The organism is Acidovorax sp. LjRoot66 (genome assembly GCF_964253305.1).
Classification (GTDB): domain Bacteria; phylum Pseudomonadota; class Gammaproteobacteria; order Burkholderiales; family Burkholderiaceae_C; genus Acidovorax.
In genome coordinates, this window is sequence record NZ_CAXUQU020000001.1 from 2,051,548 (window position 1) to 2,066,932 (window position 15,385).

13 protein-coding genes are annotated in these 15,385 nt (G+C 68.5%); 9 read left to right on the forward strand and 4 right to left on the reverse strand.

The window, feature by feature from the left end:
* Positions 1–3: 3 nt before the first annotated feature.
* Positions 4–465, reverse strand: a complete 462-nt coding sequence (gene hpaR, locus ACSQ3Y_RS09550) for a homoprotocatechuate degradation operon regulator HpaR (RefSeq protein ID WP_082604101.1) — start codon at positions 463–465, stop codon at positions 4–6.
* A 143-nt stretch (positions 466–608) separates the two neighbouring features.
* On the opposite strand from hpaR, the gene ACSQ3Y_RS09555 reads away from it, so the two are divergent.
* From ACSQ3Y_RS09555 to ACSQ3Y_RS09590, 8 genes are all read left to right on the forward strand, one after another.
* Positions 609–1,316 carry a fumarylacetoacetate hydrolase family protein gene (locus tag ACSQ3Y_RS09555; protein WP_436177101.1) on the forward strand — a complete coding sequence of 236 codons (708 nt, stop codon included), beginning with the start codon at positions 609–611 and terminating at the stop codon, positions 1,314–1,316.
* Complete coding sequence (locus tag ACSQ3Y_RS09560) at positions 1,313–2,083, forward strand: fumarylacetoacetate hydrolase family protein (RefSeq protein ID WP_436177102.1); 771 nt, start codon at positions 1,313–1,315, stop codon at positions 2,081–2,083. The genes ACSQ3Y_RS09555 and ACSQ3Y_RS09560 overlap by 4 nt, the downstream gene beginning before the upstream one ends.
* A 32-nt stretch (positions 2,084–2,115) precedes the next feature.
* Entirely contained in the window at positions 2,116–3,573 is a 1,458-nt protein-coding gene (gene hpaE, locus ACSQ3Y_RS09565; RefSeq protein ID WP_436177103.1) for a 5-carboxymethyl-2-hydroxymuconate semialdehyde dehydrogenase, read from the forward strand.
* Between the two features lie 2 nt (positions 3,574–3,575).
* Positions 3,576–4,502, forward strand: a complete 927-nt coding sequence (gene hpaD, locus ACSQ3Y_RS09570; RefSeq protein WP_436177104.1) for a 3,4-dihydroxyphenylacetate 2,3-dioxygenase — start codon at positions 3,576–3,578, stop codon at positions 4,500–4,502.
* 10 nt (positions 4,503–4,512) lie between these two features.
* Positions 4,513–4,968, forward strand: coding sequence for a 5-carboxymethyl-2-hydroxymuconate Delta-isomerase (locus ACSQ3Y_RS09575; protein ID WP_057266064.1), 456 nt, complete (start codon positions 4,513–4,515; stop codon positions 4,966–4,968).
* A gap of 6 nt (positions 4,969–4,974) precedes the next feature.
* Positions 4,975–5,778: a 2-oxo-hept-4-ene-1,7-dioate hydratase gene (gene hpaH / locus ACSQ3Y_RS09580; protein WP_436177105.1), complete on the forward strand. Its 804-nt coding sequence runs from the start codon at positions 4,975–4,977 to the stop codon at positions 5,776–5,778.
* A gap of 10 nt (positions 5,779–5,788) precedes the next feature.
* The gene (gene hpaI / locus ACSQ3Y_RS09585; RefSeq protein WP_436177106.1) at positions 5,789–6,601 is read left to right on the forward strand and encodes a 4-hydroxy-2-oxoheptanedioate aldolase; all 813 of its coding nucleotides are present in this window, start codon (positions 5,789–5,791) and stop codon (positions 6,599–6,601) included.
* Positions 6,602–6,720: 119 nt separating this feature from the next.
* Positions 6,721–7,704, forward strand: a complete 984-nt coding sequence (locus tag ACSQ3Y_RS09590; RefSeq protein ID WP_436177107.1) for a Bug family tripartite tricarboxylate transporter substrate binding protein — start codon at positions 6,721–6,723, stop codon at positions 7,702–7,704.
* Positions 7,705–7,711: 7 nt separating this feature from the next.
* Here ACSQ3Y_RS09590 and mutS read toward each other — a convergent pair whose 3' ends face one another.
* The 3 genes from mutS to ACSQ3Y_RS09605 form a co-directional block, all read right to left on the reverse strand.
* Complete coding sequence (gene mutS, locus ACSQ3Y_RS09595) at positions 7,712–10,333, reverse strand: DNA mismatch repair protein MutS (protein WP_057266056.1); 2,622 nt, start codon at positions 10,331–10,333, stop codon at positions 7,712–7,714.
* A gap of 98 nt (positions 10,334–10,431) precedes the next feature.
* Positions 10,432–11,961: a carotenoid oxygenase family protein gene (locus ACSQ3Y_RS09600; RefSeq protein WP_436177108.1), complete on the reverse strand. Its 1,530-nt coding sequence runs from the start codon at positions 11,959–11,961 to the stop codon at positions 10,432–10,434.
* Positions 11,962–11,984: 23 nt separating this feature from the next.
* Positions 11,985–12,443 carry a DUF2141 domain-containing protein gene (locus tag ACSQ3Y_RS09605; protein ID WP_235514350.1) on the reverse strand — a complete coding sequence of 153 codons (459 nt, stop codon included), beginning with the start codon at positions 12,441–12,443 and terminating at the stop codon, positions 11,985–11,987.
* 865 nt (positions 12,444–13,308) lie between these two features.
* Between ACSQ3Y_RS09605 and ACSQ3Y_RS09610 the strand changes: the two genes are divergently transcribed.
* On the forward strand, positions 13,309–15,354 hold the full coding sequence (locus tag ACSQ3Y_RS09610) for a putative bifunctional diguanylate cyclase/phosphodiesterase (RefSeq protein WP_436180101.1): 2,046 nt from the start codon (positions 13,309–13,311) through the stop codon (positions 15,352–15,354).
* Positions 15,355–15,385: the final 31 nt, after the last annotated feature.

The following is a 15,385-nucleotide window of genomic DNA, read 5'->3' on the forward strand; positions in this document are numbered from 1 at the left end:
TCTTCAGCCCTCGTCGCCCGCAGGCGCTTCGCCGAGCCGCGCGATCACCGCATCGAGCGTGGCGTACAGCTGCGCGATGAATTCCACGCCCATCTCTTCCTCCAGCGCGCGGTAGGTCGCCTCGATGGTGGGCGCGAGCTGCGCCGCCAATGCCTTGCCCTGCGGGGTGACCGACACCATCACCCGGCGCTGGTCATGCTCCAGCCGCTCGCGCAGCACCAGGCCCAGGTCCGCCATGCGTGCCAGGATGCCGGCCAGGCTCGGGCTGGACAGGCGGCAGATGTCGCCGATCTGGCGCGGCTCCAGCGGCCCGTGGTCGAGCAGGGCGCGCACCACGCGCCACTGCTGCTCGGTCAGTCCGACCGTGTGAAGAATGGGCCGAAAGCGCGCAAAGACGCTCTCGCGCGCCTGCAGGAACAAGAGCGGCAGGTTGCGATGGACCAGTTGCGCAGATGGGGAATCCATGGACATGGGGCGGAATCATCCTTGAAAGCGGTGGGGCGGGCCACCGCAGTTGCAGCAACCCTCAGTACAAACCCGGAGAAAAAGGAACAGGTGGGCGATTGACTTACTAGCATGTTAGTAAATAAACTACTCACATGTTAGCAATGTACCAGACCCCTTACGCCGCTCCGTGCCGGATGGAGTTCGACGTCGCGCCCTTTCGCCTGTCCGGCGCGGTCTATGGCGTGCTGCTCAACCACGCACCCGCCCTGGCTGCAATGGCGGCAGCCGCCAGCAAGCCGCCCTACAATGCAGCACCGCTCGCACCGGTCCTGTACATCAAGCCGCGCAACACGCTGGCCGGGCATGGCAATGCCATCGAGGTCCCGGCGGATGCGTCGGAGCTGGAGGTCGGTGCCTGCCTGGGCATCGTGATCGGCCGCACCGCCTGCGGCGTGCCCGAGGGGCAGGCGATGCAGCATGTGGCCGGCTACACCATCGTGGGCGACATCAGTGTGCCGCACGATTCGTTCTACCGCCCCTCGGTCCGCTTCAAGGCGCGTGACGGGTTCTGCCCCATCGGCCCCCGCGTGGTGCCGCGCAGCGAGATCGACGACCCCGATGCGCTCGCGGTGCGGGTCCACGTCGACGGTGCACTGGTGCACCAGGCCACCACGGGCGAGCGCATTCGCCCTGTGGCGCGGCTGCTGGCCGAGGTCAGCGCCTTCATGACCCTCTCGCCCGGCGACGTGCTGCTGCTGGGCCCATCGGCCGGGGCGCCGCGCGTGCGGGCCGGGCAGCGAACCCGTATCCAGATCGACGGCCTGGGCCAGCTCGACAACCATTTCGTTGCCGAAGGAGCCGCGCCATGAGGCGGGCGAAAGTTGCCTATGCCGGCGCGATCCATGAGGCCACGCCGCACGGCGCGCACCAGATCCGCTTGGCCGATGGCCGCATGCTGGCCGAGGACGCCGTGATCTGGCTGCCACCCTTCGAGGTGGGCACCATCATCGCGCTGGGCCTGAACTATGCCGACCACCTCAAGGAGCTGTCGGGCGAACTGACCGTCACCGCCAAGGACGAGCCCCTGGTGTTCCTCAAGGGCCCTGGCGCGCTGATCGGCCACAAGGGCCAGGCCCGCCGCCCTGCGGGCGTGGCCTTCATGCACTACGAGTGCGAGCTGGCCGTGGTGATCGGCAAGACGGCGCGCAACGTACAGCGGGCCGACGCCTTGCAGCATGTGGCCGGCTACACCGTGTGCAACGACTACGCCATCCGCGACTACCTTGAGAACTGGTACCGCCCCAACCTGCGCGTGAAGAACCGCGACACCTGCACGGTGCTCGGCCCCTGGTTCGTGGACGCGGCGGACGTGCCCGATCCGCATGCCCTGACTCTGCGCACCCTGGTCAACGGCAAAGTGACCCAGCAGGGGCACACCGGCAACATGGTCAACGACATCCCCGAACTGATCGCTTACCTCAGCAGCTTCATGACCCTGCGCGCGGGCGACGTGATCCTCACGGGCACGCCCGAGGGCGTGGTCAACGTCAACGTGGGCGACGAGGTGGTGACCGAGATCGACGGCATCGGTCGTTTGGTGAACACCATCGTGGGCGATGAGGCTTTCGGGCTCTGAGCCCTGCAACTGACATTCTGGAGACTGATCCCATGCGCATAGAACACCTGATCGCCGGCAAGGCCGTGCCGGGCCGCGATTACTTCGAGACCGTCAACCCCGCCACCCAGGAGGTGCTGGCGGAGGTGGCCAGCGGCGGCGCGGCCGAGGTGAACGCCGCCGTGGCCGCCGCCAAAGACGCCTTCCCCGCCTGGGCCGGCCTGCCCGCGCCCGAGCGCGCCAAGCTGGTCCGCAAGCTCGGCGACCTGATCGCTGCCGAGGTACCGCAGATCGCGAACACCGAGACCCGCGACACCGGCCAGGTCATCGCCCAAACCGGCAAGGCGCTGATCCCGCGCGCCGCCGACAACTTCTACTACTTTGCAGAGATGTGCACCCGCGTGGACGGCCACACCTACCCCACGCCCACACACCTGAATTACACGCTGTTCCACCCCGTGGGCGTGTGCGCGCTGATCTCGCCGTGGAACGTGCCCTTCATGACCTCGACCTGGAAGGTGGCGCCAGCGCTGGCCTTCGGCAACACGGCGGTGCTCAAGATGAGCGAGCTGTCGCCGCTCACCGCTGCACGCCTGGGCGAGCTGGCGCTCGAAGCCGGCATCCCGGCCGGCGTGCTCAACGTGGTGCATGGCTTTGGCAAGGAGGCCGGCGAGCCGCTGTGCGTCCACCCCGATGTGCGCGCCATCTCGTTCACCGGCTCCACCGCCACGGGCAACCGCATCGTGCAGGCGGCCGGCCTCAAGAAGTTCAGCATGGAGCTGGGTGGCAAGAGCCCCTTCGTCATCTTCGATGATGCGGACCTGGACCGTGCGCTCGATGCCGCCATCTTCATGATCTTCTCCAACAACGGCGAGCGCTGCACTGCGGGCTCGCGCATCCTGGTGCAGAAGTCGATCTACGCCGACTTCGCCGAGAAGTTCGCGGCGCGTGCCCGCCGCATCGTGGTGGGCGATCCGCTCGACGAGAAGACCACCATCGGCCCCATGATCAGCCCGGCCCACCTGGCCAAGGTGCGCAGCTACATCGAGCTGGGCCCCAAGGAAGGCGCCACCCTGCTATGCGGCGGGCTGGAGGCGCCGGACCTGCCGGCCCATTTGAAGAAGGGCAACTTCGTGCAGCCCACCGTGTTCGCCGACGTGGACAACCGCATGAAGATCGCGCAGGAGGAGATCTTCGGCCCCGTGGCCTGCCTGATCCCGTTTGCGGACGAGGCCGAGGCCATCCGCCTGGCCAACGACACAGAGTACGGCCTGTCGAGCTACGTGTGGACCGAGAACATCGGCCGCGCCCACCGCGTGGCCGCAGGCATCGAGGCCGGCATGTGCTTCGTCAACAGCCAGAACGTGCGTGACCTGCGCCAGCCCTTTGGTGGCACCAAGGGCAGCGGCACGGGGCGCGAGGGCGGCACCTGGAGCTATGAGGTGTTCCTGGAGCCCAAGAACGTCGCTGTCTCGCTGGGCAGCCACCACATTCCACACTGGGGAGTCTGAGCATGGGCAAACTCGCACTGGCGGCCAAGATCACACACGTGCCGTCCATGTACCTGAGCGAGCTCGATGGCCCGCGCAAGGGTTTTCGCCAAGCGGCCATCGACGGCCATGTGGAGATCGGCCGGCGCTGCCGCGAACTGGGAGTGGACACCATCGTCGTGTTCGACACGCACTGGCTGGTGAACGCCAATTACCACATCAACTGCGCACCGCGCTTCGAGGGCGTGTACACCAGCAACGAGCTGCCGCACTTCATCAGCAACCTCCCCTACGCATTCCCGGGCAACCCCGAGCTCGGCCAACTGCTGGCAAAGGCCTGCTGCGCGCAGGGCGTGGAGACGCTGGCCCACCCCGCGACCACGCTGGCGCCCGAGTACGGCACCCTGGTGCCCATGCGCTACATGAATGCGGACCAGCACTTCAAGGTGGTCTCGGTCTCGGCCCTGTGCCAGGTGCATTACCTCAACGACAGCGCGCGCCTGGGCTGGGCCATGCGCCAGGCCATCGAGGAGCAGTACGAGGGCACCGTGGCCATCCTGGCCAGCGGCAGCCTGAGCCACCGCTTCGCGCAGAACGGCACGGCGCCCGAGTTCGCCACGAAGATCTGGAGCCCGTTTCTGGAGACGCTGGACCACCGCGTGGTCCAGATGTGGGAGGCGGGCGACTGGGTCACCTTCTGCGCCATGCTGCCCGAATACGCGGCCAAGGGCCATGGCGAGGGCTTCATGCACGACACGGCCATGCTGATCGGTGCCCTCGGCTGGTCGGACTACGCGGGCCGCGCCGAGGTGCTCACGCCGTACTTCGGCGCTTCGGGCACGGGGCAGATCAACGCCGTGTTCCCGGTCACGCCGCAGACGGGTGCGGCGGTGCCAGGGCCCCAGGCCTCGGTGGCATCTGGCCAGCAGCCATCGGCCAGCCGGCTGTGAGGAGCGCGCCATGCCCCACCTGGTGATTCTCTACACCCCGGACCTGGACCGGCCCGTGTCACAGGGCGGCAGCGACATGACCGCGCTGTGCCGCGCCCTGGCAAGCGCCATGCGCCAGCAGGTGGACGAAGTGGGCAGGCCGGTATTCCCCACGGGCGGCATCCGCGTGCTGGCCTACCCGGCCGCGCACCATGCCGTGGCCGATGACGGCGAGGCGCAGCCCGCGGGCGGCGTGGCACCGGACTACGGCTTCGCCTACCTCAACCTGCGCATGGGCCGGGGCCGCAGCGCGGCCGCGCACCAGGCCGTGGGCCAGGCCCTGTCGGCCGTGGCCCAGGCGCACTTCGCGCCGCTGCTGCCCTTGCGCCCCATCGGTGTCACCCTGCAAATCGACGAGGGCCCCGAAGTCTTCGACGCCAAGCACAGCTCCCTGCATCCCCTGTTCAACAAGCCTGCACAGGGCTGACCCTCCATGCTAACCAACGACACCATCACCTCCCTGGCGCAGCAGCTCTACCAGGCGCGCAAGCAGCGCACGCAGCTGCGCCACTTTTCCACCCAGCATCCCGGCATGACCGTCGAGGACGGCTATGCCATCCAGCGCGAGTGGGTGAAGCTGGAGCAGGCCGACGGTCGCACCATCAAGGGCCGCAAGATCGGCCTGACCTCACGCGCCATGCAGCAGGCCAGCCAGATCACCGAGCCCGACTACGCGCCGCTGATGGACGACATGTTCTTCGACGCGGGCGGCGACATCCCGTTCGAGCGTTTCATCGCCCCGCGCGTGGAGGTGGAGCTGGCCTTCATCCTGGGCAAGCCCCTGAAGGGGCCGGGCGTCACGCTGTTCGACGTGCTCTCGGCCACCGATTACGTGGTGCCTGCCATCGAGATCATCGACGCGCGCATCGAGCAGTTCGACCGCGACACCCGGGCCATGCGCAAGGTGTTTGACACCATCTCCGACTTTGCGGCCAACGCCGGCATCGTGCTCGGCGGCCGGCCCGTGAAACCCCTGGACGTGGACCTGCGCTGGGTCGGCGCCCTGCTGCACAAGAACGGCGTGATCGAAGAGACGGGCCTGGCAGCCGCCGTGCTCAACCACCCGGCCACCGGCGTGGCCTGGCTGGCCAACAAGATCGCGCCGCACGGCGAGCAGCTCAACGCGGGCGACGTGGTGCTGGCCGGCTCCTTCACGCGGCCCGTGGCCGCGGTGCAGGGCGACAACTTCCATGGGGACTACGGGCCTTTGGGTTCGGTATCGTTCCGATTCGTGTGAGGGGCACACCATGCAGCAGATCCCCGAGAACCATTTTCGCAACGCGCTGCGCGCGGGCCGGCCGCAGATCGGCCTGTGGGTCGGACTGGCCGACGCCAATGCCGCCGAGGCCCTGGCCGGCTGCGGCTTCGACTGGCTGCTGCTCGATGGCGAGCACGCACCCAACGACGTGCGCAGCGTGCTCGACCAACTGCGCGCCGTGGCCCCGTACCCCGTGCAGCCCGTGGTGCGCCCGGTGCAGGGCGAGGTGGCCCTGGTCAAGCAGTACCTGGACGTGGGCGCGCAGACCCTGCTCATCCCCATGGTCGATACGCCCGAGCAGGCCGCGCTGATGGTGCGCGCCATGCGCTATGCGCCCGAGGGCATCCGCGGCATGGGCGCGGCGCTGGCCCGTGCCTCGCGCTGGAACCAGGTGGAAGACTACCTGAACCGTGCCAACGGCCAGATGTGCCTGCTGGTGCAGGCCGAGACACCGCTGGCCTTGCAGAACCTGCAGGCCATCGCCGCAACCGATGGGGTGGACGGCGTGTTCTTTGGCCCGGCCGACCTGTCGGCATCCATGGGCCATCGCGGTCAGCCTGGGCACCCCGAGGTGCAGCGCGCCATCCTGGACGGCATTGCCACCGTGCGCCGCGCCGGCAAGGCCGCAGGCATCCTCATGGCGGACCGGGCGCAGGCCCAGACCTACCTCGATGCCGGGGCGCTGTTCGTTGCCGTGGGGGTGGACACCACGCTGCTGGTGCGCGCCGCCACCGAGCTGGCCGGCCATTTCGGCAACCGCCCGGCGCCGCAGGCGCAGCCCGCCGCGGCCAGCCCGTACTGAGCGCGGCACGCCTTGCGCCCGTGCTGCGGTCTTCAGTTAGTGATTTAGCTAGTTAATTAAAAAATGAATTTCACGGTCCCTGCGCTTTTTCAAACCATCACCTTGTGAGGAGACAATCCATGCCAAGCACCCACCCGACCCGTCGCACCGCACTGTGCACCGCTGCCGCCCTGGCCATGTCCAGCATGTCCCCGGGCGCCGGCGCCCAGGAGCGCCGCCCTCTCGAATGGGTGGTGGGCATGTCCCCCGGGGGCGGCACCGATATCGTCGCCCGCACCGTGGCCGACCAGATGGGCAAGACGCTCGGCCAGACCATCGTGGTGGTCAACAAGCCCGGCGCCGCGCACAACATCGCGGCAGACTACGTGGCGCGCTCGTCCACCCCCGGCAACCTGTTGCTCACGGGCGATTACGCGGTACTGGCCACCAACCCCTGGCTGTACAGCAAGCTCTCGTACAACGTGGACAAGGACCTGGCCTCGGTGGGCATGCTGGTGCGTTTTCCGCTGATCCTGGTGGTCTCGCCCAAGCTGCCGGTGCGCAACTTCCAGGAGTTCGTCGCCTGGGCCAAGGCGCAACCCGAAGGCGTCAACTTCGCATCGCCGGGCGCCGGCACGCCGCACCACCTGGCCATGGAGCTGCTGCGCCAGCGCACGGGCCTCAAGATGACGCATGTGCCCTACCGGGGTGTCACGCCCGCCATCCAGGACATCATGGGCGGCCAGGTGCCCTGCATGTTCGTCGAGTCTGCGGGCGGCATGCCCAACATCACGGGCGGCAACCTGCGCGCCATCGCGGTGGCCAGCGCCAGACGCATGGCCACCCTGCCGGAGGTGCCCACGCTGATGGAGCAGGGCCTCAAGGACTTCGAGGCCTTTGCCTGGCAGGGCCTGTCGGTCAACGCCTCCATGCCCGCAGCCGAGGTGCAGCGCCTGAACGCCGCCCTGCAGCAGGCCCTGAACTCCACCCCGGTGAAGGCCCGCTTCCAGACCCTGGGCGTGGAGGCCGTGCCCGGCACCCCCGAGGAGATGAACGCCTACGCCAAGGCCGAGCGTGCGCGCTGGGGCCAACTGATCAAGGACATTGGATTGAAGCTGGAGTGAGACTCCGTCACCCCACCAGCTTCTTGAGCTGGTAGAGCGCGTCGAGCGCCTCGCGCGGGCTCAGCGCGTCGGGGTGGATGCTGGCCAGCAGCGCCTCCACGGGGCTCGCGCCCGCGCTCTCGGGCATGGCCGGCACGGCGAACAGGTCCACCTGCAGTTCATCCTCGCCCGCGCGTTCTTCCAGTGCGGCCAGCGCATGGCGCGCGTGGTTCAGCACCGCACCGGGCACGCCCGCGAGCTTGGCCACCTGGATCCCGTAGCTGCGGCTCGCCGGGCCGGGCTGGATCTCGTGCAAAAAGACGATGTCCGCCCCCGCCTCGGCCGCGCTCACGTGCATGTTCACCGCATGCCGCGCCTTGGCGGGCAGCTCGGTCAGCTCGAAATAGTGCGTGGCGAACAGCGTGAAGGCGCGCGTCTTGTCATGCAGGTGTGTGGCGATGCCGCTGGCCAGGGCCAGGCCGTCGAAGGTGCTGGTGCCGCGGCCGATCTCGTCCATCAGCACCAGGCTGTGCGGCGTGGCGGCATGCAGGATCTGCGCGGCCTCGGTCATCTCCAGCATGAAGGTCGACTGCGCGTTGGCCAGGTCGTCCGCCGCGCCGATGCGGGTGTGGATGGCATCGATGGGCCCCAGCCGGCAGGCGCTGGCCGGCACGTGGCTGCCCATGCTGGCCAGCAGCACGATGAGCGCCACCTGGCGCATGTAGGTCGACTTGCCACCCATGTTGGGGCCGGTGATGACCTGCATGCGCGTGTTGGCGTTCAGCCGCGTGTGGTTGGCGATGAAGCTGCCGGCCGAGACCTCGGCCAGCCGCGCCTCCACCACCGGGTGGCGGCCGTCCTCGATCTCGATGCAGGGCTCGGCCACAAACTGCGGGGCGCACCAGTTCAAGGTGAGCGAGCGCTCGGCCAGCGCGCACAGCACGTCGAGCGCGGCCAACGCCTGGGCCAGGCGGGTGAGGGCGGGCACATGCGGCTGCAGCTGGTCCAGCACCTGCTCGTACAGCCATTTCTCGCGCGCCAGGGCGCGTTCGTTGGCCGACAGCGCCTTGTCTTCGAAGGTCTTGAGTTCGGGCGTGATGAAACGCTCGGCGTTCTTCAGCGTCTGGCGGCGGCGGTAGTCGTCGGGCACCTTGTCCAGGTTGCTGCTGGTCACCTCGATGTAGAAGCCGTGCACCTTGTTGAACTGCACGCGCAGGTTGGCGATGCCGGTGCGGGCCTTCTCGCGCGTCTCCAGGTCGAGCAAAAAGTCGTCGCAGTTGGTCTGTATGGCGCGCAGCTCGTCGAGCTCGCTGTCGAAGCCCGTGGCCATCACGCCGCCGTCGCGCACCAGGGCTGCGGGCTCTTCGGTGATGGCGCGCTGCAGCAGCTCGGGGCAGTCCAGCGGCGGGTGCAACTGCTCGAAGATCTCCGCCAGATAGGGCTCGGCCGCCTGGCCGGCACGCGCCAGCAGGGCCGCCTTGTGCAGGGTCTTGCACAGCCCCACCAGCTCGCGCGGGCGCACCTGGCGCAGGGCGATGCGCGCGGTGATGCGCTCCACGTCGCTCACGCCCTTGAGTTCGCCGCGCAGCGTGGCCCAGGGGCCGGCGCCGCCACCGGCTCCGCCCGCGCCACGCAGGGCGGTGGTGGCGGCCAGGCGCTGTCGCGCGGCCGTGCGGTCGCGTGGAGGCTCCAGCAGCCAGGTCTTGAGCAGGCGGCTGCCCATGCCGGTCATGCAGGTGTCGAGCAGAGAGAACAGGGTGGGCGCATCCTCACCGCGCAGCGTGCGCGTGATCTCCAGGTTGCGCCGCGTGCTGGCCGGCAGGTCGATCAGGTCGTCGCCGCGCTGCACCTGCACGCTGTGCACGTGGGTCAGGGTGCGGCCCTGGGTGTGCTCGGCATAGGCCAGCAGGCCGGCGGCCGCCGCATGCGCCTGGGTCAGTTCCTGCGCGCCCCAGGCCTGCAGGCTAGCCGCGCCCAGGTGCTCGAGCAGCTTGCGCTCGCCCAGTGTGGCGTCGAACTGCCAGTCGGGCCGGGGGCCCATGGGGCAGGTGAAGGCGCCGCCCTGGCGCAGCACCTGCAGCTGCTGCTCGAAGCGCTCGGTCACGCCGGCGCTGTAGATCACCTCGCTGGGCGCCACGCGCGCCAGCCAGGCGCCCACCTCGTCCTGCGCGCATTCGGCCAGGTACACCCGGCCCTGGGTCACGCTCAGCCAGGCCAGGCCGGCGCGCCCGCGCGGGCCCTGGTGCAGTGCCAGCAGCATGGACTCGGCCTTGTCCGAGAGCAGCTCGGTATCGGTCAGCGTGCCGGGGGTGACCACGCGCACCACCTTGCGCTCCACCGGTCCCTTGGACGTGGCCACGTCGCCCACCTGCTCGCAGATAGCGACCGACTCGCCCATCTTGATCAGCCGGCCCAGGTAGTTCTCCAGCGCATGGAAGGGCACGCCGGCCATGATGACGGGCTGGCCCCCGGACTGGCCGCGCTGGGTCAGCGTGATGTCCAGCAGGCGGGCGGCCTTTTCCGCGTCGGCATAGAACAGCTCGTAGAAGTCGCCCATGCGGTAGAAGACGAGCGTGTCCGGGTGCGCAGCCTTCAACGAGAAGTACTGCTGCATCATCGGGGTGTGCGCGGAGAGATCGGTGTTTGTCATCTGAATCCAAGACGGGGTGCGCCCCGGGTTCTCCGGGGGGCTCCGAGTCTATCGCGCAGACCGGCCCGCCAAGATGGCGGTGCCGGGCAGGCCCTCCATCAGGCCGGGATGAAGGTGCCGTGAAACCCCAGGGGCACCGCCCGGTCCATGCTGCCCTGGGCCAGCGGGCCCTGCGCCAGCCGGCGGGCGTCGAACACCGAGAGCAGCGTGCGACGGCGGAGCAGGTCCAGCGCCGTGCCCACCAGCCAGCCATCGCCCTCCCTGGCGCCGGCCGTGCTCGCGGGGATGAACACATGCTCCTCGACCATCACGTCGGTGCCGTAGCGGTAGCGGTCCACCTTGCCGGTGTCTACATTCAGCCGCGCGACGCAGTCGAAGCCTGGGCGATTCGACACGGCGACCCGCTCGGCCATGAAAAGCTCTCTGTGCCGGCGGCCGACGAAGCGCGGGTCGATGCGCGGGAATTCGGCGTGGTGCGCCTGCAGCGTCTGGCGCGCGCGGCCGGTGCGCGTGTCGAGTTCGACCAGGGCCACGGCAAGCGATGGTTCGCCCTGGAAGTCGCCGCGCATCAGCCCACGAAACCCCCGGTTGATGGCCGAGTCGTCGTCCGAACGGATGTAGTCCAGGTGGATGACTCCCTTGCCGTCCTCCCAGGCGTTGCCGGTGTGGAACAGGAAGCCGGTGGGCAACTCCATCCATTGCGGCTGGTCGAGCCGGTCCTTGTGCAGCACCAGCGCCCGCATGCCCAGCTGTGGCTTCCAGACATGGCTGTCCAGGAAGGTGCTGCCGGCGTGGGCCCTGTCCAGGTCGAAGACGAGCGGGGGCAGCAGGAACACCAGGTGCTGCTCGGTCACCGCGAAGTCGTGCACCATGGCCATGTCCGGCACCTGGAGCGTGGCGGTGCGCACCTGCCCCTGGGCCGATACCTGGTAGATCGAGAGCAGGCCATGGGCACTGCTCACGCCAAAATTCCACAGCGTGCCGTCGGCACCGATCTTGGGGTGCGCCGAGAAGGGCATGCCCGCGTGTTCCGGCGTCCAGGTCTTGAGGGCCCCGGTTTCCAGGGTGTCGGCATCGAACCGCGTGGCCGAGCCGCCCTCCCACAGGGCGAGGGTTTCGCCCGCGTGGTGCACCACGCTGGTGTTGGCCACGTTGCCCGCATCGGCCGACACCATGGGGCTGCCCCCGGCCACCTGGGTGCCGAAGCTGTGGTACAGGCGCCGGCCGGCCGCATTCTCCGCCAGAAACTTCTGCGTGCGCAAAAAGCGCGCCTGGTGCCGCACGCCCTGGTCGCTGAAGCGGTATTGCTGGATCATCCCGTCGCCGTCGAACCAGTGCTGGTAGCGCACATCGCCCAGGCTGTGTTGCGCAGGGCCGTTGCGCAGCAGGGTGCCGCGCAGGTCCTTGGGCAGCTTGCCGCGCAGCTGCATGGGCTGGGGCGCGAGGTCGGCCTGCAGGCCCTCGAAGCCCAGGGTCCAGGGCGCGCCGCTGCGCCGCTCGTTGAAGGCGCTCAGCGTGGCGCCGGACTCGGGCCCGCCAGCAGCGTGTGCGGCAGAAAAGGGCAGGGCGCCCAGCGCGCTGCCAGCGGTTCCCAGGGCCAGTGACTGGCAAAAGAGGCGTCGGTCCATGGTGCGTGCTCCTGGTGTGCCGTTCACCGCAGCTGGATGGTGATGGTGGTGTCCTGCTGCAGCTCGATGGCTGCGTCCTGGAAGCGAGGCGGGCCCATGTTGCCCTGGGCGTCTCGGCTGAAGCCGGTGCGCTCCTGGGGCATGCCGACCAGGTTGGTATCGAGCTTGCCGTTGCCGTTCTCGTCCTGGTACAGCGACAGCGCATAGCTGCCGGCGGGCAGGTCGCGCAGCACCAGCACGGTCTTGGCGCCCGACGCCGGGGCCATGCCGCTCTGCACCGCCTTGCTGAACTTCAGCCAGCCGTCGGCGGAGCCGTAGACCGCAGCCAGCACCGGCCCCTTGTCCGCCTTGGTGTTGTTCACCTCCACGGTCAGGTCCAGCGCGTATGCGTTGCCCAGCGCCAGGCATGCGCCGGCCAGTGCCAGGGCGCGCGCAGCGGGTAGAAGGTTGAGGGCGGTCAAAGGGGGTGAAGCCATCGTCATGTGCAGTTCTCCAGGGTGGATGGAGACACCGTGCCTCCACTGCCCGCACTGTAGGAATGGCCTAGCCCTACTGCCACTGGCGTGCGACGAAGTGGCGCAGGCACGGCGCGAAAGGGGGTGGCAGAGCGCCGGTGGCGGTGCCGCCGCTGCCCGGTGCCGGTGATTGCGCGCGCGACCTGCACAGAAATAAGCGTGCCCCGGCGACAGAACGTGGGAACATGTGTCCGGGCGCCACCGGGTATTACCCTGACAAAATATGCGACCTGTGGTTGTTACGTTTTGACATACTTTGCGGTGTACATTGGTGGCTGCCGCCGCCATGACCATGTGCGGCCCACCGTTTGCGAGAGGTTTCAGAGCGACTGTGATTTCTGCCGAACTCCTGACCGATCTGTTTGCGGGTGCCAGTGAAGACTTCGTGGAGTCTTCGGCGCAGGCGCGCCTGCAAGCCCTGCTCGATGCCGTGCCCGTGGCGCTGATGGAATTCCGTCCGCAGGATGGAAGGCTGCTGCTGCGCGCGGCCAATGCCGCCGCACGGCGCATGCCGGGCATGGGGGGCGTGCGCGCCAGCGGCGCCGATGCGGTCGATGTCTTCGACCTGCTGGCCAGCACCAACCTGGTGGACCAACTGCAGACCGTGGCGCGCACCGGCATGCTGCTGGAATGCCGCCAGGTGGCGCGCGAGCCGGGGCGGCTGCTGGTGGCCTGGGACGTGTCGGCGCGCCGGCTCGACAACGGCTCCATCGTCGTCACGGTGCGCGATGCGAGCGAGGCCGAGAGCCTGCGCGCTGCGCTGGCGGCTTCCGAGCACGCGCTGCAGGATGTGCGGCGTGAGCTGCGCGAGCAGACCGACGTCTTCAACACCATGGAAAGCCTGGCCCAGACCGGGCACTGGCGGCGCATCGAGGACCCGGGCGAGACGGTGCTGCTGTGGTCCCCCGGCCTGTGCGACATTGCGGGCGTGGAGCGGCAGGAATGGGTGAGCCCCGAGCGTGCCGTCAGCGGCATCCTGGCCGAAGACCGCCATGTGTTCGAGACCGCGCGCGAGCGCGGCACCGGTGCCGATGTCGAGTACCGCTGGAAGCGCCCCGATGGCGAGGTCCGCTGGATGCGCTCGCGCGTGCGCCGGCTCATTGCCAAGGACGGCATGCGGGTGGACATGGGCGTGGTGCAGGACGTGACCGACGAGCGCCGTGCCGCCGAGCAACTGCGCGAGCAACTGCTGTTCATCCAGCGCATTGCCAGCCGCATCCCGGGCTTCATCTACCAGTACCGCCTGCACCTGGATGGCGTCACCAGCGTGCAGTACATCAGCGATGCGGTGCGCGACTTCATGGGGGTGGAGCCACACGAGGTGACAGCCGACCATGGCGTGCTCTCCAACTGGGTGCTGGCCGAGGACCTGCAGGCCCTGCAGCGCTCGGCCCTGCAGTCGGTGCGCAAGCTCGTGCCCTGGCAGTGCGAGTACCGGGTCCGCATGCCCGACGGCAGCATCCGCTGGCACATGACGAACGCCATCCCGCACCGCGAGGCCGATGGTTCGGTGATCTCCCATGGCTTCACCATGGACATCACCGACCGCAAGCGCGCAGAGCAGGAGATCGAACGCCTGGCGTTCTACGACGCCCTCACCGGCCTGCCCAACCGGCGCCTGCTGCTCGACCGCCTGCAACGCTCCCTGGCCGCCTGCCAGCGCAGCAAGAACCTGGGCGCCCTCTTGTTCATCGACCTGGACAACTTCAAGGACCTGAACGACACCCTGGGCCACGACATGGGCGACCAACTCCTGTCCCAGGTCGCCACCCGCCTGGTGGGCAGCGTGCGCGAAGCCGACACCGTTGCGCGCTTTGGCGGCGACGAATTCGTCGTCATGCTGGACAACCTGAACCCCGAACTGGCCGAAGCCGCCGCCCAGGCCGAAACCGTCGCTGAAAAACTCCTGGCCAGCCTGAACCTGCCCTTTGCCCTCGGCGGCCAGCAGCACTACAGCACCCCCAGCATCGGCATCACCCTGTTCGGCGACGAACGCCTGTCGGTCGACGAACTCTTGAAGCGCGCCGACCTGGCCATGTACCAGGCCAAGGCCGCAGGGCGCAACACCCAGCGCTTCTTCGACCCCGACATGCAGGCCGCCGTCAACGCCCGCTCCAACCTGGAAGCCGACCTGCGCCAGGGCCTGGCCCGAAACGAACTCCTCGTGCACTACCAGCCCGTCGTCGACCACCAGGCCCGCCTGGTCGGAGCCGAAGCCCTGGTGCGCTGGCGCCACCCCCAGCGCGGCATGATCAGCCCCGGCGACTTCATCCCCCTGGCAGAGCAGACCGGCCTCATCCTCCCCCTGGGCCAATACGTGCTGGAGACCGCCTGCAGGCAACTGCACCGCTGGAGCCAATCGCCCACCACCGCCCACCTGAGCATCTCCGTGAACGTCAGCGCCCGCCAGTTCCGGCAACCGGGCTTCGTCGCCGAAGTCCTCGGTACCTTGAAGGACTGCCAGGCCAAACCCCAACTGCTCAAGCTCGAACTCACCGAAAGCCTGCTGCTGGGGGACATCGAAGACACCATCGTGCGCATGGAACAGCTCAAGAGCGAAGGGGTCGGGTTCGCGCTGGACGACTTCGGCACCGGCTACTCCTCATTGAGCTACCTCAAGCGGCTGCCGCTGGACCAGATCAAGATCGACCAGAGCTTTGTGCGCGATGTGCTGAGCGACCCCAACGACGCGGCCATCGTGCGCACCATTTTGGCGCTGGCCAAGAGCCTGGACTTGCAGGTGGTGGCCGAGGGGGTGGAGACGACGGGGCAACTGGGGTTCCTCAGGCTGCATGGCTGCGAGGGGTTCCAGGGCTATCTGTTTGGCAGGCCTGTGCCGGTGGAGGAAATCGATGCAATGCTGGACCCGACGCGCTGACGCAGGTGATCCGTGGACGGGCCTTGCGCCC

Excerpts from the sequence above, each read along its gene's own strand:
- ACSQ3Y_RS09555 (WP_436177101.1), top strand. The coding sequence starts at position 609 with ATGTACCAGACCCCTTACGCCGCTCCGTGCCGGATGGAGTTCGACGTC.
- ACSQ3Y_RS09575 (WP_057266064.1), top strand. The coding sequence starts at position 4,513 with ATGCCCCACCTGGTGATTCTCTACACCCCGGACCTGGACCGGCCCGTG.
- hpaH (WP_436177105.1), top strand. The coding sequence starts at position 4,975 with ATGCTAACCAACGACACCATCACCTCCCTGGCGCAGCAGCTCTACCAG.
- hpaE (WP_436177103.1), top strand. The coding sequence starts at position 2,116 with ATGCGCATAGAACACCTGATCGCCGGCAAGGCCGTGCCGGGCCGCGAT.
- hpaI (WP_436177106.1), top strand. The coding sequence starts at position 5,789 with ATGCAGCAGATCCCCGAGAACCATTTTCGCAACGCGCTGCGCGCGGGC.
- ACSQ3Y_RS09600 (WP_436177108.1), bottom strand. The coding sequence starts at position 11,961 with ATGGACCGACGCCTCTTTTGCCAGTCACTGGCCCTGGGAACCGCTGGC.
- ACSQ3Y_RS09590 (WP_436177107.1), top strand. The coding sequence starts at position 6,721 with ATGCCAAGCACCCACCCGACCCGTCGCACCGCACTGTGCACCGCTGCC.
- ACSQ3Y_RS09560 (WP_436177102.1), top strand. The coding sequence starts at position 1,313 with ATGAGGCGGGCGAAAGTTGCCTATGCCGGCGCGATCCATGAGGCCACG.
- ACSQ3Y_RS09610 (WP_436180101.1), top strand. The coding sequence starts at position 13,309 with ATGGAAAGCCTGGCCCAGACCGGGCACTGGCGGCGCATCGAGGACCCG.
- hpaR (WP_082604101.1), bottom strand. The coding sequence starts at position 465 with ATGGATTCCCCATCTGCGCAACTGGTCCATCGCAACCTGCCGCTCTTG.
- mutS (WP_057266056.1), bottom strand. The coding sequence starts at position 10,333 with ATGACAAACACCGATCTCTCCGCGCACACCCCGATGATGCAGCAGTAC.
- ACSQ3Y_RS09605 (WP_235514350.1), bottom strand. The coding sequence starts at position 12,443 with ATGACGATGGCTTCACCCCCTTTGACCGCCCTCAACCTTCTACCCGCT.
- hpaD (WP_436177104.1), top strand. The coding sequence starts at position 3,576 with ATGGGCAAACTCGCACTGGCGGCCAAGATCACACACGTGCCGTCCATG.